General features: G+C 44.9%; 15 protein-coding genes. 2 read left to right on the plus strand and 13 right to left on the minus strand.

Translation table 11 applies throughout. The features are described 5' to 3' along the window. Nucleotides 1–8: 8 nt before the first annotated feature. Together AC1TPB_RS18870 and AC1TPB_RS18875 are read right to left on the minus strand one after the other, a co-directional pair. Complete coding sequence (locus AC1TPB_RS18870) at nucleotides 9–866, minus strand: sugar phosphate isomerase/epimerase family protein (protein ID WP_482077947.1); 858 nt, start codon at nucleotides 864–866, stop codon at nucleotides 9–11. Then, nucleotides 863–1,927: a Gfo/Idh/MocA family protein gene (locus AC1TPB_RS18875; protein ID WP_482077948.1), complete on the minus strand. Its 1,065-nt coding sequence runs from the start codon at nucleotides 1,925–1,927 to the stop codon at nucleotides 863–865. The genes AC1TPB_RS18870 and AC1TPB_RS18875 overlap by 4 nt, the downstream gene beginning before the upstream one ends. 138 nt (nucleotides 1,928–2,065) lie before the next feature. On the opposite strand from AC1TPB_RS18875, the gene AC1TPB_RS18880 reads away from it, so the two are divergent. Then, nucleotides 2,066–2,932, plus strand: coding sequence for an AraC family transcriptional regulator (locus AC1TPB_RS18880; RefSeq protein WP_482077949.1), 867 nt, complete (start codon nucleotides 2,066–2,068; stop codon nucleotides 2,930–2,932). A gap of 87 nt (nucleotides 2,933–3,019) precedes the next feature. Here AC1TPB_RS18880 and AC1TPB_RS18885 read toward each other — a convergent pair whose 3' ends face one another. From AC1TPB_RS18885 to AC1TPB_RS18900, 4 genes are read right to left on the minus strand one after another with little or no spacing between them, the layout of a single operon-like run. Further along, entirely contained in the window at nucleotides 3,020–3,244 is a 225-nt protein-coding gene (locus AC1TPB_RS18885; protein ID WP_482077950.1) for a hypothetical protein, read from the minus strand. After that, entirely contained in the window at nucleotides 3,241–3,894 is a 654-nt protein-coding gene (locus tag AC1TPB_RS18890) for an NADPH-dependent F420 reductase (protein WP_482077951.1), read from the minus strand. The genes AC1TPB_RS18885 and AC1TPB_RS18890 overlap by 4 nt, the downstream gene beginning before the upstream one ends. Further along, nucleotides 3,891–4,868 (minus strand): SDR family NAD(P)-dependent oxidoreductase, encoded by a 978-nt coding sequence (locus AC1TPB_RS18895; protein ID WP_482077952.1) that lies wholly within the window; start codon nucleotides 4,866–4,868, stop codon nucleotides 3,891–3,893. Before AC1TPB_RS18895 ends, AC1TPB_RS18890 begins: the two co-directional genes overlap by 4 nt. Nucleotides 4,869–4,906: 38 nt before the next feature. After that, a complete protein-coding gene (locus AC1TPB_RS18900; RefSeq protein ID WP_482077953.1) occupies nucleotides 4,907–5,668 on the minus strand; it encodes an SDR family NAD(P)-dependent oxidoreductase in 762 nt (253 codons plus the stop codon). 449 nt (nucleotides 5,669–6,117) lie between these two features. Here AC1TPB_RS18900 and AC1TPB_RS18905 point away from each other — a divergent pair, with 449 nt between their 5' ends. Further along, complete coding sequence (locus tag AC1TPB_RS18905; RefSeq protein ID WP_482077954.1) at nucleotides 6,118–6,729, plus strand: TetR/AcrR family transcriptional regulator; 612 nt, start codon at nucleotides 6,118–6,120, stop codon at nucleotides 6,727–6,729. 168 nt (nucleotides 6,730–6,897) lie between these two features. On the opposite strand, the gene AC1TPB_RS18910 is transcribed toward AC1TPB_RS18905, so the two are convergent. The 7 genes from AC1TPB_RS18910 to AC1TPB_RS18940 form a co-directional block, all read right to left on the minus strand. Further along, entirely contained in the window at nucleotides 6,898–7,416 is a 519-nt protein-coding gene (locus AC1TPB_RS18910; RefSeq protein WP_482077955.1) for a GNAT family N-acetyltransferase, read from the minus strand. Between the two features lie 264 nt (nucleotides 7,417–7,680). Next, nucleotides 7,681–8,538: a GNAT family N-acetyltransferase gene (locus AC1TPB_RS18915; RefSeq protein WP_482077956.1), complete on the minus strand. Its 858-nt coding sequence runs from the start codon at nucleotides 8,536–8,538 to the stop codon at nucleotides 7,681–7,683. 863 nt (nucleotides 8,539–9,401) lie between these two features. Then, a complete protein-coding gene (locus AC1TPB_RS18920) occupies nucleotides 9,402–10,322 on the minus strand; it encodes a carbohydrate ABC transporter permease (RefSeq protein ID WP_482077957.1) in 921 nt (306 codons plus the stop codon). Between the two features lie 12 nt (nucleotides 10,323–10,334). Beyond that, entirely contained in the window at nucleotides 10,335–11,309 is a 975-nt protein-coding gene (locus AC1TPB_RS18925; RefSeq protein ID WP_482077973.1) for an ABC transporter permease, read from the minus strand. 73 nt (nucleotides 11,310–11,382) lie between these two features. Beyond that, entirely contained in the window at nucleotides 11,383–13,095 is a 1,713-nt protein-coding gene (locus tag AC1TPB_RS18930) for an ABC transporter substrate-binding protein (RefSeq protein WP_482077958.1), read from the minus strand. Nucleotides 13,096–13,249: 154 nt separating this feature from the next. Continuing rightward, nucleotides 13,250–14,329 (minus strand): response regulator transcription factor, encoded by a 1,080-nt coding sequence (locus AC1TPB_RS18935; protein ID WP_482077959.1) that lies wholly within the window; start codon nucleotides 14,327–14,329, stop codon nucleotides 13,250–13,252. Next, nucleotides 14,286–16,091 (minus strand): sensor histidine kinase, encoded by a 1,806-nt coding sequence (locus AC1TPB_RS18940; RefSeq protein WP_482077960.1) that lies wholly within the window; start codon nucleotides 16,089–16,091, stop codon nucleotides 14,286–14,288. The genes AC1TPB_RS18935 and AC1TPB_RS18940 overlap by 44 nt, the downstream gene beginning before the upstream one ends. Nucleotides 16,092–16,104: the final 13 nt, after the last annotated feature.

Below are 16,104 nucleotides of genomic sequence, written 5' to 3' on the forward strand. Positions count from 1 at the left end.
CCCTTTAATTATAGTTCATTCCAAATTCGTCTTACATATTCAAATCCTAGTCGGGTGCCAACTAGACAATCTTCCATCCCCTCGAACTCTATTGATATATATCCGTCATAGCCGCTTTCTTTTACCTTTTGAAGCACATCGCGTATGGCAATATCTCCATGTCCTACAATTGCTCCACGCAGCCAATTGCCGCTTATAGATGGAAACCATCCTTCACCTGGTGCTTGGAAGGCTGGGCGGGTGTAAAAATCTTTCACATGCACCATTGATGCAAACCTTATGTTATTTGCAACTGCTGAAACCGGAGGTTCATCTGCACAGAGGAAATTACCTACATCAAGCGTTGTCCTGAAATTCGGACGATCTACTGCAACAACAAGCGCCTGTACCCGATCACTATGCTGAATAAAGTAGCCATGGTTTTCGACGCTAGTCGTAATGTCATACTGGGCAGCATAATCAGCAATAGCTCTGCAGGCTTCGACGAGTTTTGGAAGCTCAGCATTGAAGTTTGCGATTGATAGATCCTCTGATGATGCGACGTCATGACGCATTCTTTTCACGCCAAGCTTGTTTGCAATGTCAACTTCACCCTTCAACCGCTCAATTTCAAGCTGAAATTGCTCGTTGTTTAAATTATAGAAGTTCGCAGCAACTGCATAATTGGATATTTCAATCCCGCTTGCGCGCGTCTGATTTACGATAACGTCGATGAGCTCCGCATTTTTAGTTAAATCAAAGCTATGCGGTACGATTTCAATATGCTCACCGCCTAGTTCTGCAATATAAATAATTACGTCCTGAATCGACATTTCCCCAGCATCAAGTGCTTTGTGTAAACTATATAAGCTAATTCCTAGTTTCATAGACGTACTTCAGCTCCTTTTTCAGCTGACTCATAAATACCGCACAATATTTTCATCATTTCAATACCATCTTCGACTGGGCTAAGTGGTTTGTTGCCGCTTCTAATACAATCGATAAAATGATTAATTTCATTTTGAAAAGCACTCTCGAACTCAAAGCCCTTATGATCCGTTTGCGGATAAACATTTACGATCGTATCATTTTGCTCCGTTACGATAACCATCTCAGGATCAATTTCGAATCCACCTTTATCACCAAATAATCGAACCGCTGTTTCATCTGCTTTCGCATGCAGCGTAAAGCTCACATCTATGAGTAAGGAAGCTCCATTCTCGAAACGGATAAGCGCATTCGCCATATCTTCCACTGTATTGTTGTTCGCATCATAGTCGGCAGCTTTATAAAAGCTTAAATTTTTGACATTCGAGCGATTACCCAACTTTTTATACGTATTGGCACTAACTGATACTGGCTTAGGGCGTCCCATCATATACCAGCATAAATCAATGATATGCACGCCAATATCGATTAATGGCCCGCCGCCTGAACGCTCAATATCCGAGAACCAGCCTCCCGGGTTGCCAAGTCGTCTGATCGTCGATGCCTTCGCATAATAAATGTCGCCAAACTCGCCGCGTTCAGCCTTCGCCCGCAGCATTTGTGCATTGGAATCATATCGCCGAACAAAGCCGATCTGCAGCTGCTTGCCTGAAGAGCGAACTGCTTCTTCGATCGCCAAAGCTTCCTCAACTGTACGGCAAAGTGGCTTCTCAACAAGAACATGCTTACCTGCTTTTAGTGCGGCAATACTAATTTCTGCATGCGTATTGTTCCAAGTGCAAATACTTACAGCTTCAATAGCTGGATCTGCCAACAACTCTCGGTAGTCGGTAAATATTTTCGTCTTATCTGTTCCATATTTCTTTGCTGCTTCCGTTGCACGCTCTTCATTTAAATCGCAGACTGCATAAAGCTCAGCATTTTTATTATTTTTGTATGAGCCCAGATGCATTGATGAAATAGAACCCACTCCTATAACGGCTGTCCGTACAGGTTTCATTGTCCAATTCCCCCTTTATTATCAAAACATTTTGCATGTATCTACTTTCATATTATAATTGTATTAACGCTTAACTCCATGCAAAGCTGTGCGGTTTATTTGTAAAATTGTGCTATCTGGAAGAGAGGATAGATTGTTGTGGATAAATTCGAATCATTGCATGAAGCTATGGATATGCCCGATCCTCATTTCCCTATTAAATTGCATCAGATTTCCTTTGATCAGCAGGATCAGGTTATATTTCCGCATCATTGGCATGAGCAACTTGAGTTCTTATATTTTGTTGCGGGGGAGGCCACCATCGAATGCGGATCTACTACCATTGCTGCTAACAAAGGTGATCTCATTGTCGTAAACAGTAATGAATTGCATTATGGAATTAGCCGATCAACTAATCTTGCCTACTATGCACTTATTGCTGATATTTCATTGCTAAATAGTAAATCTATAGATGCTGCCGAAACAAAATTTATAACGTTAATTTCCCAAAATCGCATTCTACTTCGAAATCTGATTGCTAATGACAATAAAGTAACAGATTGTATGCTTACTATTATCAATGAAATAAAAACACGCGAGTTTGGATTCGAGCTGGCAATAAAGTCCGAGCTATATCAATTACTGACACTGCTGCTGCGTGGTCATGTAGCTACAGTGTTATCTAAAGAGGAGTACACTGAACGATTAAAAAACGTAGAACGATTTTCACCAATTTTCCAGCATATTGATGAGAGATATATGGATGATTTATCGATCGAATTTCTTTCGGAGAAGACTGGGCTAAGTCGTTTTCATTTTAGTCGTCTGTTCAAGGAGCTTACCGGACGCACCGTTACCGAATACGTAACAGCAACTCGGTTGAATAAAGCCGATTATTTGCTGCGTCACAGCTCATTATCCATATCGGATATCGCCGCTTCAACAGGCTTCAATGATATATACTATTTTAGCCGAACGTTCAAAAAGCATAAAAAAATCCCACCTTCGGCGTTACGAAAAGAGTAGGAATCGATGTCTACTACAAACAGACTTCTCACAAAGTTCGTATTGAACTTGTGAGAAGTCTGTTTTTTTTGGGCATGGGGAGAACGTTCAATGAAGTATTAGTGCAAGATAGCTCCTCGCTTCAATCATCTCTGGAATGATTAGCCTTGCTGTATTGATGACTCCGATCACCACATTATTAAAAATATGAAGGACGCTCTCCTCTATCGGATCAAAAACAGATGCCACAGAAATACTTCCACTGTATGAGCTAAACTCGACAACGTCAATTGTACCGTAGATGTTCTTGCCGTTGCCTATGCAATGACTCATTTTAAGGTGATCCGTCGCGCCCTGGCGAGATTGGCGATCAGCTCATCACGGGTCTGGTGCGCGTGCGCAGCCCAAGCTGGCTGGCCGGGACCGCTGCGCCATGACTCACTCAGCGGACTGTTGTCGACAGTATCGAAACCGAACTGGTCGTACAGCCGCGTCACGAGTTCCGCCGCCTCAGGAAAGTTGCTCGAGACCGACAATGCATGGCGGTCGGGGGTGCCAGTTGGTCTGCTCGAAATAAAGAGGCGGGGGGCTTGAATATGGGTGAAGGCCTTCGCCACCTTCGAGGTCGGAAGGTGCTTCTGACGGAGCTCATGAACTGTCATCTCACCAGATTCGAGCACGGGGAAATGGCCATCGCGCCAAGGCATGTAATTGTTCGTGTCGAGCACGATTTTTCCTGAGAGCTGCTCCACAGGCATGTCATTGACCAGCTTGAGGGGGACGGCCACGACGACGAAGTCACCAGCCTCGGCAGCGCTGGCCGCAGTCGCGGCGCGTGCTGACGGGCCGAGCTCATCAATGAGGTCCTTCAACGTCTCGGGTCCCCGAGAATTGGCAATAACGACCTCATACCCGTTCGCGATCGCCGCACGCGCGATCTGGCTGCCGACCTCGCCAGCGCCAATGATGCCTACTACTGTCATAGGTACATACCTTTCACGCCTACCAACTCCGCGCTTTTCACCCAAAGCCGCTCGGCTTTGTTAGCGTCGAGCGCATACGACCTTACGCCGTCGGCAAACGGGTTAGGCGTGTCATCAATCGGTGCGACCGCACAATCTTCGAGATAGCGTCCGCCGATTTCGTCTTTGTCAGCCACAACTGCGGCCCAGACCGACGTTGCGGCTGCCTGCGCGATTTCTTTGAGCTCTGCTAGCGGAAGACCCGCTACGGCGCGAGCTTTGCCAACATTCTCGAAAAGACTCTGTAAGTCTTCCGACGAGAAATGGCGTGCGAGATCGGTAAGGCTATTCCCGGGCATCACCGAGGCAGCTCGAACGCCACGATTGCGATACCGCTTATCGAATTCCACTGCGAAGAGAGTAGTGGCCGTTTTCGATCGACCATAGGCAACAAACGGATCGTATGCCTGTTGCTCAAAATTCGGATCGTCCAGGTCAACATCGGCGGCGCGATGTGCCTGGGACGATAGCATTACCAAACGCCCGTTATCGACAAGCAGCGGCTCGATCCGATTGATTAGAGCAAAATGACCAAGATAGTTCGTCACGAACTGGACTTCGAAGCCGTCAACCGTCCGACCGAACGGGGTTGCCATGACACCAGCGTTGGCGATGATAACGTCGAACAGCTGGCCGTTGGCCAACAGTTTATCCGCGCAGGCGCGAACGCTTTGCAAGGATGTGAGATCGAGATCGATCAACTCCAGGCTGCCGCCTCCTTGCGCCGCAGCATCAAAGACTGATGAAGTGGCCGATTGGGCTTTAGCGAGGTTTCTAGCCGTGCCGACGACGCTGGCACCGTGAGAGACCAGTGAACGGGCGGTTTCGAGGCCAATGCCCGATGATGCACCCGTAATGAGAATTCGTTTTCCCTTGAGATCAATGCCGGAAAGCACCTGATCGGCAGTTGACTTTGCACTGAATTTTCTAGTCATAAATTTTCTCCTTTAAATGCATATTTTTTTAGAATGTCCTAGATCCCGACACCGCCGGCCATATTGATGGTCTCACCTGTGATATAGCCCCCATGTGGTCCGGCAAGAAAGCAGACGGTCTCCGCCACTTCTTCAAGAGTTGCAAAGCGGCGGATCGGATGCATGTCTAGGAAGGTTTCAAGAGGTGGAAGATGATCGGCCACATCCTTATTCATGTCCGTGGGCATGACGCCCGGCTGCAGGACATTCACAGCGATATTGCGGGGACCGAGGTCGCGCGCGATGCCCCTCGCATATCCGGCGAGCGCTGCCTTTGTTCCAGCATAGTCGGCGACCCCTCTAAAGGGTACCTTCTCGCCGAGCAGAGAGCCGATAAAAATAATGCGACCTCCGTCCGTTAGTCGGGGTGCCGCCGCGCGGGTGTTGGAAATTGATCCCATGACATTGACTTGCCACTGCCGATTGTAACTTTCTTCGTCCAAGCCGGCATCATCCACCATCTGGCCCTGGATCGCGATTCCGGCGTTGTTCACGAGGATGTCGAGTTTGCCGAATTCGGCAATCACCGAGTTAATTAGGGGTTTGGCGGAAGAAAGATCCGCTTGGTCGCTTTTGATTGCCAATGCACGAACACCCTTGCCCTGCAACTTCTCCACGACAGCCGCCGCCTTTTCGGCCGAAGCCGCGTAGCTAATCGCAATATCCGCTCCGTGATCGGCGAACGCTTCCGCCATAGCGGCGCCAAGGCCGCGTGAGCCGCCCGTAATGAGAACTACCTTGCCCTTCAATGATTGCTGCATAAAAAAACCTCCTTTAATGATTTCAGATAAAAAAAACCTCTTTGCACGTCGCTGGAATCCCTCGCTCCGGTGAATGGCGGAATATCATAACGATCGTTACATAAAATCATGCTATACATTTTTGCGCACTTTGTCAATAACATAACGGTCATTATGTTATTGATATTTTATATTATGGCGCCCACTGTGAATTATCAATTGCAATGATGTCAAGTATCGCCAAGTTAGGATGATGCTTTGCTCACTGGGAAGGGCCATCAGCTCGGTCAGAATCTAACGTCTGATGTGAGACACAAGTTCCATACTTTTTGCCGATCGTGCACTGACGCAGGTCATTGCACGATCGATTGGTAGCGATTTGTAACGTATGTTATGATAATATAAAGTATGAAATTGGACACAAATCTTTTTAATCCGACAGTTATAATAAAAGAGAGGAGATCTGACTGATGGGACGTAACCGCGAATTCGATGTGGATCAGGCACTGGACGCGGCGCTTTGCGTGTTTTGGCGTAAAGGCTACGAGGGCGTGTCGTACACCGACCTGACGCAGGCCACGGGTGTCGAACGACCCGCTCTTTATTCGGCATTTGGCAACAAGGAAGCATTGTTCCGCCTAGTTCTAGCGCGCTATTATGAGGACTATCTGGATTTCATCCCGGTGGCGCTGGAGCTGCCGACCTCACGGGAGGTGGCCGCACACATCCTCCTTGGAGCAGCAGAATTAAATACTCGTTATCCCGATCGCAAAGGGTGTCTAGGTGTCCACGGCGCCTTGGCTGGTACGGACAATACCGAACCTATTCGGCGTGCCTTGATCGATGCGCGTGCAGACGGAGAAGCGTCGCTGCGCAATCGCTTCGAACGAGCAAAGCAAGAGGGAGATCTCCCGGAAACTACTAACTGTGCCGCGTTAGCCGCATTCGTGCTGACGGTACTCCACGGAATGGCTGTTCAAGCCAAGGCCGGCTTCAGTCGTGACATGTTAGAGGCTATTGTTGAGCAAGCGCTCTCCACTTGGCCTGCCAGCAGTTCCACACTTTCTGGAAAGTCTTCCTAAAAAATCAAATCCCAAGCGATAACCGCTTGGGATTTGATTTTACAGGTAAATGTAGCTTCGAATACCATTTCACAACTACCGTCAGCACTCCACATAGGATGAATGCTGACGGTAGAATACAATAAGGTGTGGCTGTTCAGCTACGTATCAACTTAATCGCTTTTTTTATCATTTTACATAGTCTTCTTTTAAAATACTGTATATTTCTAAATCGACAATTCCTTTACCTGCCCATAGTGTTGCTTGTCTCAATGTTCCTTCTTTGATGAAGCCATTCTTCAACAATACCTTTTTTGAAGTTTCATTTAGAGGCATCACTTCAGCCTGAATTCTGTTGACGTTGACATCCGTAAACAAGTATTCGAGTAATATTTTTACAGCTTCGGTAGCAATCCCTTTTCCCCAATGTGATTCCGACAAATAGTAGCCAATCGTCACAGTGTTAACCTTTTGATTAAAGTCGACAGCTTCAATATTCATTCCGTCACCGCTCCATATTTTCTTTTTTATCGGAATATCCCAAAATTCCAACTCTTTTAAGAATGGATTATTTGTTATTAAACCTTGTACCCTCTCTATTGTATTAGGTCGTATGGGTACGCCACTGTTTCTATTTAGCAATATCCACCTGTGCATGCCCATACGAAATGTATATCTTTTGTAGCGTAAGAAACCATGCAAAATCATATCTAGAATCCCCTAATTATCCGTTCGTCCAATCTATTACGGTATATCGGTCATTTTCTTCTAAAATGTTTAGGATTTCGAATGATAACAAGCCGAATTCCGCCTTATTTCCAGTTAGGAATTTGGCTTGTAATCTTCTACAATAGCTTACGATTGTGGATGATCAGTTTAGATAACTGCAATGTGCTTGTTCAACTAACGTACCTTGTTAGTTCCACAGAATTGAAACTGCGCTCTGTTGTTGTGATAGTAGTGGAAGCTCTTTCATCTTTTACTCATATTCGCAAATCTTGGTCCTGGGTGAAAACCTACATTCCTATAGAGTTTCTCTGCGTAATTGCCAACTGTAACGCAAAGTTTAACAACTGGTGTATATTTATGAGCATTTGATCTTACATGCTTCAACATAAATTCGCCAAGTCGTTTATTCCTGTAATTAGGTAAAACACATATTTCACCTATCTCAGCAAATCCCAAAGGTATGTTTTCACTAATACCAGCAATACAAATCCCTGCAATCTTCTGCTCATTTTCATCAAATACATAAATAGACAGATTATTGGGGGAATAAATCTGCATCAGACGTTCAGCATCTTTTATAGCATCCATTTCATCCGGAGCACCATAAATTTCATTGTCAATTCCTCCGATATACCCATCCATAATAATGTTGGCAAGGGATTTACGATCAACCGAATCATTTAAATTATGCAGAGAGTAACCATTCGGAAGCGCCGCAGTTATGCCGGGATCAGTCGGACAGCACATGACCTGACGGGTAACATCCAATCGATACCTGAAAGAAAGTAAAATACTCACATCTTCTGGCAGAACGCCTCTAATGTTTACGATATCATTACAACAAATAAACAGTGCCTTCCAAAAAACAGTTCTGTCTACAAATGGTGATATCAAAAATGGATACATAACCGTTCCGTTGTTGATAATTGCTCCACCAATCCTGTTATCATCGTACATAATCCAAAAACATTGATCAGTAAATTTAGTGTCATTAAGCCGGGAATTCCAGTCGTACCACGTTTCAATATCAACATCTGAATATAAAACTTGATATACTGCAAATAAGTCTTTTTCGGCCAGTTCTATTTTGTATTCTGTCATAAGTATGCTCCTTTTTTGATAGAAAATAATTGATAAACAAATTATTGTGTCATAGCGTTGACCTATTGTGTCTTAAACACAAAAAGCCACCTTCCGACATCTCGGATAGGAGGCATGTGTGTTGCGAACAAAGAGGCACATATCTATGTAAAATAATAGCAATGCTCAACTTGCCAATGGAAAAAAGCCCACACTAACCCTATCACGAGAGAATATCGTAGAAAACGATCATTCACTTCAATTAGAGTTAGTTTATCATTGGCTTATATTCACCCTTTCAAAATTCATTATTATAAATATACCATAATTTACTACATTTTCAAACACCTTTTTTTGTTAAATATCACCCATAAATTTAGTTCAATCTTCCACAATCTGGCCCGTTTGTGGAAGACTCATATTATTGAATTACTGAGGATAAAATCTGTTCATTTGTAAGCATGCCTTCGGTATTCGTTACTTTTGCTATCGTTAATTTAAGTTCATGCAGTGATGCAGTTTCCAGGATAGAGACAAAAACCTCGTTTTCTAAACTAACCTCTCCTTCGATATTAATTGGCAACGTTATTTGAACATTTGTCGAGATCTCTTTACTGGAGTCGTTGGATTATCATTATTATTAACAGGAGGCGAGCTTGAAATCGAAGCGGCTCTTGTTACTGTTAAAGTATAAAACAGCCCCCTTTTAATGAAAAAGGAGGCTGTTCTATAAGGTAGTATACACCCAGCTGTCAAAGAACAAGTCGTAGATCCCAAATCGGGATAATGTTACCGGCGAAAGGATACTTCGCAAATCGGGAATCGACGATAGTTCACGTTCCTAGGTAACTGGAAATATTCCAGCCATCAACCGGGCAACGACATCACTCTTTTACACTACCAAGCTTCATACCTGCAACAAAGTGCCGTTGTAAAAATGGATATACGATAAGAATCGGCACAGATGCTACAATCGTAATCGCGGCTCGGATTGATAGTGGTGTAATCATCGTTGCCGTATCCCTCGCAGCTGTGGACGATATGTTAGGATTGGCATTAGAATTCACCGTTGATGACATTAATCTCATTAGCTCGAATTGAAGGGTACTTAATTCCTGTCTAGACGATGCAAAGATAAACGTATCAAACCATGTATTCCATTGACCAACCGCTGTAAACAGCGCGATCGTCGCAAGCACTGGCGTACAAAGTGGCAAAATGACGCTGAAAAATACGCGAAAATCGCTCGATCCATCTATCTTCGCTGATTCAATCAAGCTTTCCGGTAACGTGTAAATATAGGTACGGACGACAAGCATGTTAAATGCACTAATCATCCCTGCACCAGCTCCAGGGAACAAAATATAAACCCAAAACGAATTTAATAAATTGAGATCCTTGATCAAAAAGTACGAAGGAATGAGTCCGGCACTGAAATACATTGTAAGTATAAAAATTAATGTAATAGATTTACGGAACATATACTCCTTGCGGCTAATCGTATACGCCAGCATAGCGGTCAAAAAGACGCTAACCACCGTACCAATCACGGTCCGGGCGACGGACACCCAGAAAGCATCATACACTTTTCCAGATGCGAATACCGCTTGATAGTTCTTAAATGTCCATTCCCGTGGCCAAACGTAAATGCCGCCGCGCGTCGTGTCCAGACCTGCATTAAACGAGACTGCCAACGTGTTAAGGAACGGATATAACGTGACAACAGCGACGAACAACATAAATATTACATTAAACGTATGAAACAGAAATGGCTCCGTTTTAAATTTTTTGATAGTTGTTTGCATGCGGAGCCCCCCTTATATAATTCGCTCTTCGCCGAGACGCGTGGCGATTAAATTTGCGCAGTAAAGTAATATAATACTGACGACCGTTTTGAATATACCAGCTGCTACACCGAGAGAGTAGTTCCCGATTTTGAGCCCGTACTTGAGGACGAATATGTCGATCGTCTCTGACCAGTCGATCACTTGTCCGTTGCCTAAGAAGTATTGTATGTCGAAGCCCCCGCCATTCAGCATCCAGCCGACGTTCATGATCAGGAGAATGACGATAATTGACCTGATGCCGGGTAACGTGACGTTCCATATTTTGCGATAGCGTCCTGCGCCGTCTATTTCTGCTGCTTCATACAAGGATGGGTCGACGGATGCAATAGCTGCTAAGTAAATAATTGTATTCCAGCCAACTTCCTTCCAGACATTGGTCAATCCAACAATTCCCCAAAAGTATTTACCTTCACCAAGCCAAAGAATCGGTTCATCGATAATGTGAAGATTCACAAGTAAGATGTTAATAATGCCATCTTCGGTGGACAATGACATTGAGACTAGTCCAGTCACTATAACCCAAGATAAAAAGTGCGGAAGATACGAGATCGTTTGAATTAATCGTTTGAAGCCTGTATTCTTGATTTCGTTAAGTAGTAGCGCTAAACCAATCGCTGTCACGAATCCGAGGATAAGTGAGATTAAGCTCATTGCAATCGTATTGCGAAGTACCCGGAAGAAGCCTTCATCCATAAACAGAAACTTAAATTGATCAAACCCGACCCAGGTTTGTTCCAAGATCGAGACTCCTGTCATCGGTTTAAATTCTTGAAAGGCCATTAGCCAGCCCCAAAGTGGAAGATAAGCAAAAATTATAACGTAAATCACCATCGGAAGAGACATGATGATCAATTGTCGCTGTCGGATTATCTTATTTCCAAAATCGATAGTCCGCGAAGCGGACTTAGGTGTACTTTCAACCTTTTGGACTGTATTTTGCGGCATCATCTCCGCCTCCTGTCTTAAACGAGCGGAAGACTGGAACTATTGCTCCAACCTTCCGCCCTCTGTCATCAGCTTATTTACTCGACCAAGCATTTTTACGCCATTCAAGTTGTTCATTCACTCGATTCAAGTAAGCATCCGTATCCACTTTATCCATCGCTTCTACATACTCAGCCCATACTCCATCAAATTGATCTGGTTTGCTCAAAATCGCTTTCGGCAAGAATTTAAAATCCAAATCTTTCATTTTCTGATTGGCTACTTTTGCAGGAGATCCTTCGATAAGGTCAATGTTCCATGCTGGGTAAGAAACTCGATTCTCTGGTGGATTCGAGAAGAAGTCTGTCCATGTTTTATAACCGTATGCAGATAAAAGTTCTTTGTCGATATCCTTCAAGTTAGCGAAGAATTCGTCTGGCTGATTACCAGCACCATCAGCATTGCCATCTGCGTAGTTACCTTCTAACTTAGGAAGATATCCCCATAATGAGTCAGCTTTGTTTTGTTGTTTCCAAGTAACATCTTCTTGTTGCGTACGCATTTCCGGAGTTCTATAGTATAGGCCATTGTCACCTACAAGATAGTCGGCTCCTTCTTCTCCCCAGGCAAGACGTTTTTGCCATTCTTCTGACAGCATTGCATCGATAAATTTAATAATTTTTTCTGGATCTTTAGCATTTACTGTAATACCAAAACCATTACCTAAGTTAATCACCGGACGGTCAAGATAGTAATCTGTAGTGCTCGCATCGTAGACAAGTGGGAAACCTACATAAGTGCGGTCAGTTTTCCCTTGAGATACCAATGAATCATGAGCTTGCCCGAAGTTCCAACGTTGCTCAAACATACCAAGTACGCGGCCGCTTGAAACTTTCGCCAAAAACTGATCATAGTTTTGTGCAAAAGATTCTTTATCCATCAAGCCTTTGGCATTAAATTCATTCAGCTTACTATAGTAAGGTTTTGCTGTATCTGTTGCAGAATATGGAGTGGCAACGTTCGTATCTGGATCTACTAGAACGCCTCCATCATTCGGATGACCTGCTAAATGCTGTGGCGCGTTACGTAGACCCCAGTCACGCCAGTCAAAAGCAAGTGATGTATACCCAATTGTCGGTTGTCCGTCAATCTCAGGGTATTTAGTTGCATAATCTTCTATCAGCTTAAAATAATCATCCAATGTTTTGATTTGAGGATAGTCATATTCTTTCAGAATAGCCTTTTGGATATAGAAAGCTGGTCCCATGTAGTCAGTTGGCTTAAAGTCGCCTTGATATACTCCATAGTTGGGCAGCCAGTAGATGTGACCGTCCGCAGGATCTTTCAATTGCTCCCACACTTTTCCGAAATGTTTCTTCAAGTTCGGTGCGTGTTTCTCAATTAGGTCTTCTAGCGGAATAACTGCATTAGCCGCCGTCAACTTTGTATTTGCCGTAATCATGTCAGGATAATCTCCGCCGGCAATCATAACGCCAAGCTTCTGTTCAATATCACCAACAAGATATTCTTCCTTCAGAGTTACGCCTAGCTTTTCTTTAATTTCCTGATAGATCTTGTTATCTTCTGTCGGGATCGGTCCCGTAGCAGCCGTAAATAATGAAATCGTGAACGGCTCCACTTTTGTTTCAGATGAGTTGGATTCATTAGTGGAATCGTTTGTTTTCTTTGTGTTAGCTGACGTATCTTTGTTTCCATTTCCATTACTAGAACAGCCTGACGCTACAATGCTAAACGTCAGAATCAACATGAATACCCAGTTGACCGTTTTTTTAGTTCGAACCCCCATGTTAAATCCTCCTTATCAAATATAATGCAAAACGGCGTGAAACCGTCTTACTCCTCTTATGATAGCGCTTTCTATATTGCGCTTACAATTCACATATTAAATGCGTATCCCCCTCAAAAATCTGTTTTGACGATCGTGCTTTCTCGAGGCTTCACTATTTGGAGGTTCGGTATTCCACCGGTTTCCTCCCTGTGCGCTGTTCAAAATGCCGCAAAAAATAATGGTATTGCGCATACCCGACCTGCTCAGCAATAGCACCGATCGGCTCGTTGGTATCGCGAAGCTTCTCGCATGCCTCGGAGATCCGCAAATCGTGCATCCGATCCAGCAAGCTACAGCCGAATTTGTCCTTGTAAGCTTTACCTAAATAAACGGGATTCAAATAAAACCGCGCCGCCACGTCCCTAATCGATAGTGGGCTGCGATATTTCTCTGAGACGTACCTGTCAATCTCGGTCAACGTACTACCAGGTCTGTGTTTGCGAAGCGATTGTAGTGCTATGATTACCTGCTCGGCATAAGAGAGAATCCCCAGCCGCACGGATTCCAGCTCGGCGTTCTCGCAAGATAGATCCGGGTGGGGCCGCAGCAACAACGCCGGATCTCCACCTGATTCACGTATCAGCTTGCTACACTGAACGGTCAATGAACACACAAACAACTTGGCCCATTCGAAAGACTGGCTCCACAGCTCTAGGAACAAGCTATTGATCTCTTCCGCCGCACGTTCTCCGTTCACATCTTCGATTGCTTGTAGCACGTCCTTCATCCGTTGCACCGCCAGCGGCGACAGCGAAGTCTCTTCACTGTCTTCTATTTGCCGCCGGAGTGCCCTCTTTGTGTCGAGCCTCTTGCGGATCTGCAACAAAACCTCAGCCGTCTCTTCTTCGATAATCGGCTTAAGTAAATAGTATTTAACGCCAAGCTGCATAGCACGTTTAGCAAATGTAAACTCGCTGTAGGCGCTAAGCACAACGAATTCGATCGGGGCTCCATTTTCCCCTTGCAACTGTTCGATTAGCTCCAATCCGTCCATCTCTGGCATTCTGATATCCGTCACGATAACGTCCGGCTTAAGCTCGTGTGCAGCAGACTGCGCCTCGGCGCCGTTCTCACACACACCGCAGACGCGGAATCCATGCCCTTCCCAATCTACAAACATTAGCAAGCCTTCAATCGCCCAAGGTTCATCATCCACCAGTAGCACCGAGTACATTTTTGCTGCTCCCTTCATCTTCTGGAAAGGCAGGAATCCGAAAGCTAACTCGCGTGCCTTCGTTGGGACGGCTGTCAATGTAAAAATCGACACGTTCCCCATAATGAAGCCGGAGCCTCTTATAGACGTTGCGTATTCCCACGTTCTCGTCCGAAACGAGACTGTCGTCCATCATGCTACGGATTTCGTTTAATCGTTCCTCATCCATGCCTTTGCCATTATCTATAACTTGCAAATACAAATAAGTATCTGTGCGCCGGGCTTCAATGCGAATAATACGCTGCCCTTTGACCGTCTGCAATCCGTGCTTGCACGCATTCTCGACAAGCGGTTGAATACACATTTTCGGCACCATGCAGCTTGCAGCTTCCTCCTCGATGTTGAATACGTAATCAAACCGGTCCGCAAACCGGAACTTTTCAATTTTCAAATACATTTCCGTAAAATGAAGCTCGTCCTGCAAGGTTACGGCGGCATCAGACCAACTGAGAAGCCGGCGAAGCAATTGGGACAAGTTGCGGATAATGACGGATACTTCCGTATAGCCGTTCTTCGCACTAACAACGAGCAGGGCGTTTAACGTATTGAAAAGAAAATGTGGGTTTACCTGGCTTTGTAGCAGCTTCATTTCGGCGCGAATCTGCTCCAGTTGCATATCCTTTTGCTTTATTTCAAGCTTGTAAACATCGTTGATGAGTGACTCGATCTGGGCGGCCATCCGATTGTAGCTGCGTATTAGACCGCCGATCTCGTCCTGACCTTCACTCAACTCAATCAAATGAAATTTCTCATTTGTCGCTTTGTCCAAATGGCGGGACAGCCGGCGAATCCGGTAATTGTACGAACGTAGCATGACGAAAATGAGCGTCGTTGGCAGCAACGTACTGATGGCGATCAGCATCCAGATGAAGCGCTTGGAGCTCAGGATAGCCGTCTGAAAGCGATCTTCTTCCGCAAGACCAGCAAGCTTCCATTCACTAATATAAGAAAGGCTGCCTAAAGGACTCTGGAACATCAGTCGGTCGTCCTCTCCGCTGTCAGTTGGTTCAATCTGCGCCATGAACTGGGAAGATGGGAAAAGCACCTGGCCTTGCGGATCCAGCATCTTAAGCATCATGTACGGCTGCTCCAGCTCCAGAATTTCATTGAATTTGCTAAGCTTAAGATCGATACGCAAATATTTTGCATATTGTCCGTGCATCGGATACTCGTTCAGTTTACGTACGATACTGAAATATTCTTTTTTCGCATTCAAGTTCATAAGATCGACATCGGTATACATCAAGACGTTGACGTCTGACGAAGACTTAGCAGCTGCCTCGTACCAGGGACTTCGCTTTGCCGCTTCGTCCAATATAAAGTAATTGCTGCCGCTCACGACCGTCGGATTTTCCGTGAATACTGAAATATTCTCGACGTAGGTGTAGGCAGATATAAACGGTCTCATTTTGCCGCTTAGTACCTCATTGAAGCTTTCATAGAATTCGACCACATCGGCGTATTCCTTGTCCAGCTCCTCGTATAGGATACGATCTGTCGCGACGGAATAACTTAGAGTAACGCCACCTTCGATCATGTCAGTCACTTTCTTGGCCGCCCGCTCAATCGCCCATTGAAGGTTAGTCTGCTCCCGGGTTTGAATGTTCTCCGACATTTTATGGAAAAAGAGAAAATTGATTGTCAGGATCGGTAAAAGAACGCACAGCAAGTAGATGAGCGTGAACTTCCATTTGAGTGGGATGTTGTTGACGAAGCTGAACCAGCCGAACTGCTTACGCATGCAGATACCTCCT

This window comes from Paenibacillus sp. Y951, from assembly GCF_056786395.1.

Coding starts and splice junctions, on each gene's coding strand:
- AC1TPB_RS18890 (WP_482077951.1), bottom strand. CDS start 3,894: ATGACAGTAGTAGGCATCATTGGCGCTGGCGAGGTCGGCAGCCAGATC.
- AC1TPB_RS18875 (WP_482077948.1), bottom strand. CDS start 1,927: ATGAAACCTGTACGGACAGCCGTTATAGGAGTGGGTTCTATTTCATCA.
- AC1TPB_RS18910 (WP_482077955.1), bottom strand. CDS start 7,416: ATGATTTTGCATGGTTTCTTACGCTACAAAAGATATACATTTCGTATG.
- AC1TPB_RS18905 (WP_482077954.1), top strand. CDS start 6,118: ATGGGACGTAACCGCGAATTCGATGTGGATCAGGCACTGGACGCGGCG.
- AC1TPB_RS18895 (WP_482077952.1), bottom strand. CDS start 4,868: ATGACTAGAAAATTCAGTGCAAAGTCAACTGCCGATCAGGTGCTTTCC.
- AC1TPB_RS18925 (WP_482077973.1), bottom strand. CDS start 11,309: ATGCCGCAAAATACAGTCCAAAAGGTTGAAAGTACACCTAAGTCCGCT.
- AC1TPB_RS18915 (WP_482077956.1), bottom strand. CDS start 8,538: ATGACAGAATACAAAATAGAACTGGCCGAAAAAGACTTATTTGCAGTA.
- AC1TPB_RS18885 (WP_482077950.1), bottom strand. CDS start 3,244: ATGAGTCATTGCATAGGCAACGGCAAGAACATCTACGGTACAATTGAC.
- AC1TPB_RS18920 (WP_482077957.1), bottom strand. CDS start 10,322: ATGCAAACAACTATCAAAAAATTTAAAACGGAGCCATTTCTGTTTCAT.
- AC1TPB_RS18935 (WP_482077959.1), bottom strand. CDS start 14,329: ATGAAGGGAGCAGCAAAAATGTACTCGGTGCTACTGGTGGATGATGAA.
- AC1TPB_RS18870 (WP_482077947.1), bottom strand. CDS start 866: ATGAAACTAGGAATTAGCTTATATAGTTTACACAAAGCACTTGATGCT.
- AC1TPB_RS18900 (WP_482077953.1), bottom strand. CDS start 5,668: ATGCAGCAATCATTGAAGGGCAAGGTAGTTCTCATTACGGGCGGCTCA.
- AC1TPB_RS18930 (WP_482077958.1), bottom strand. CDS start 13,095: ATGGGGGTTCGAACTAAAAAAACGGTCAACTGGGTATTCATGTTGATT.
- AC1TPB_RS18940 (WP_482077960.1), bottom strand. CDS start 16,091: ATGCGTAAGCAGTTCGGCTGGTTCAGCTTCGTCAACAACATCCCACTC.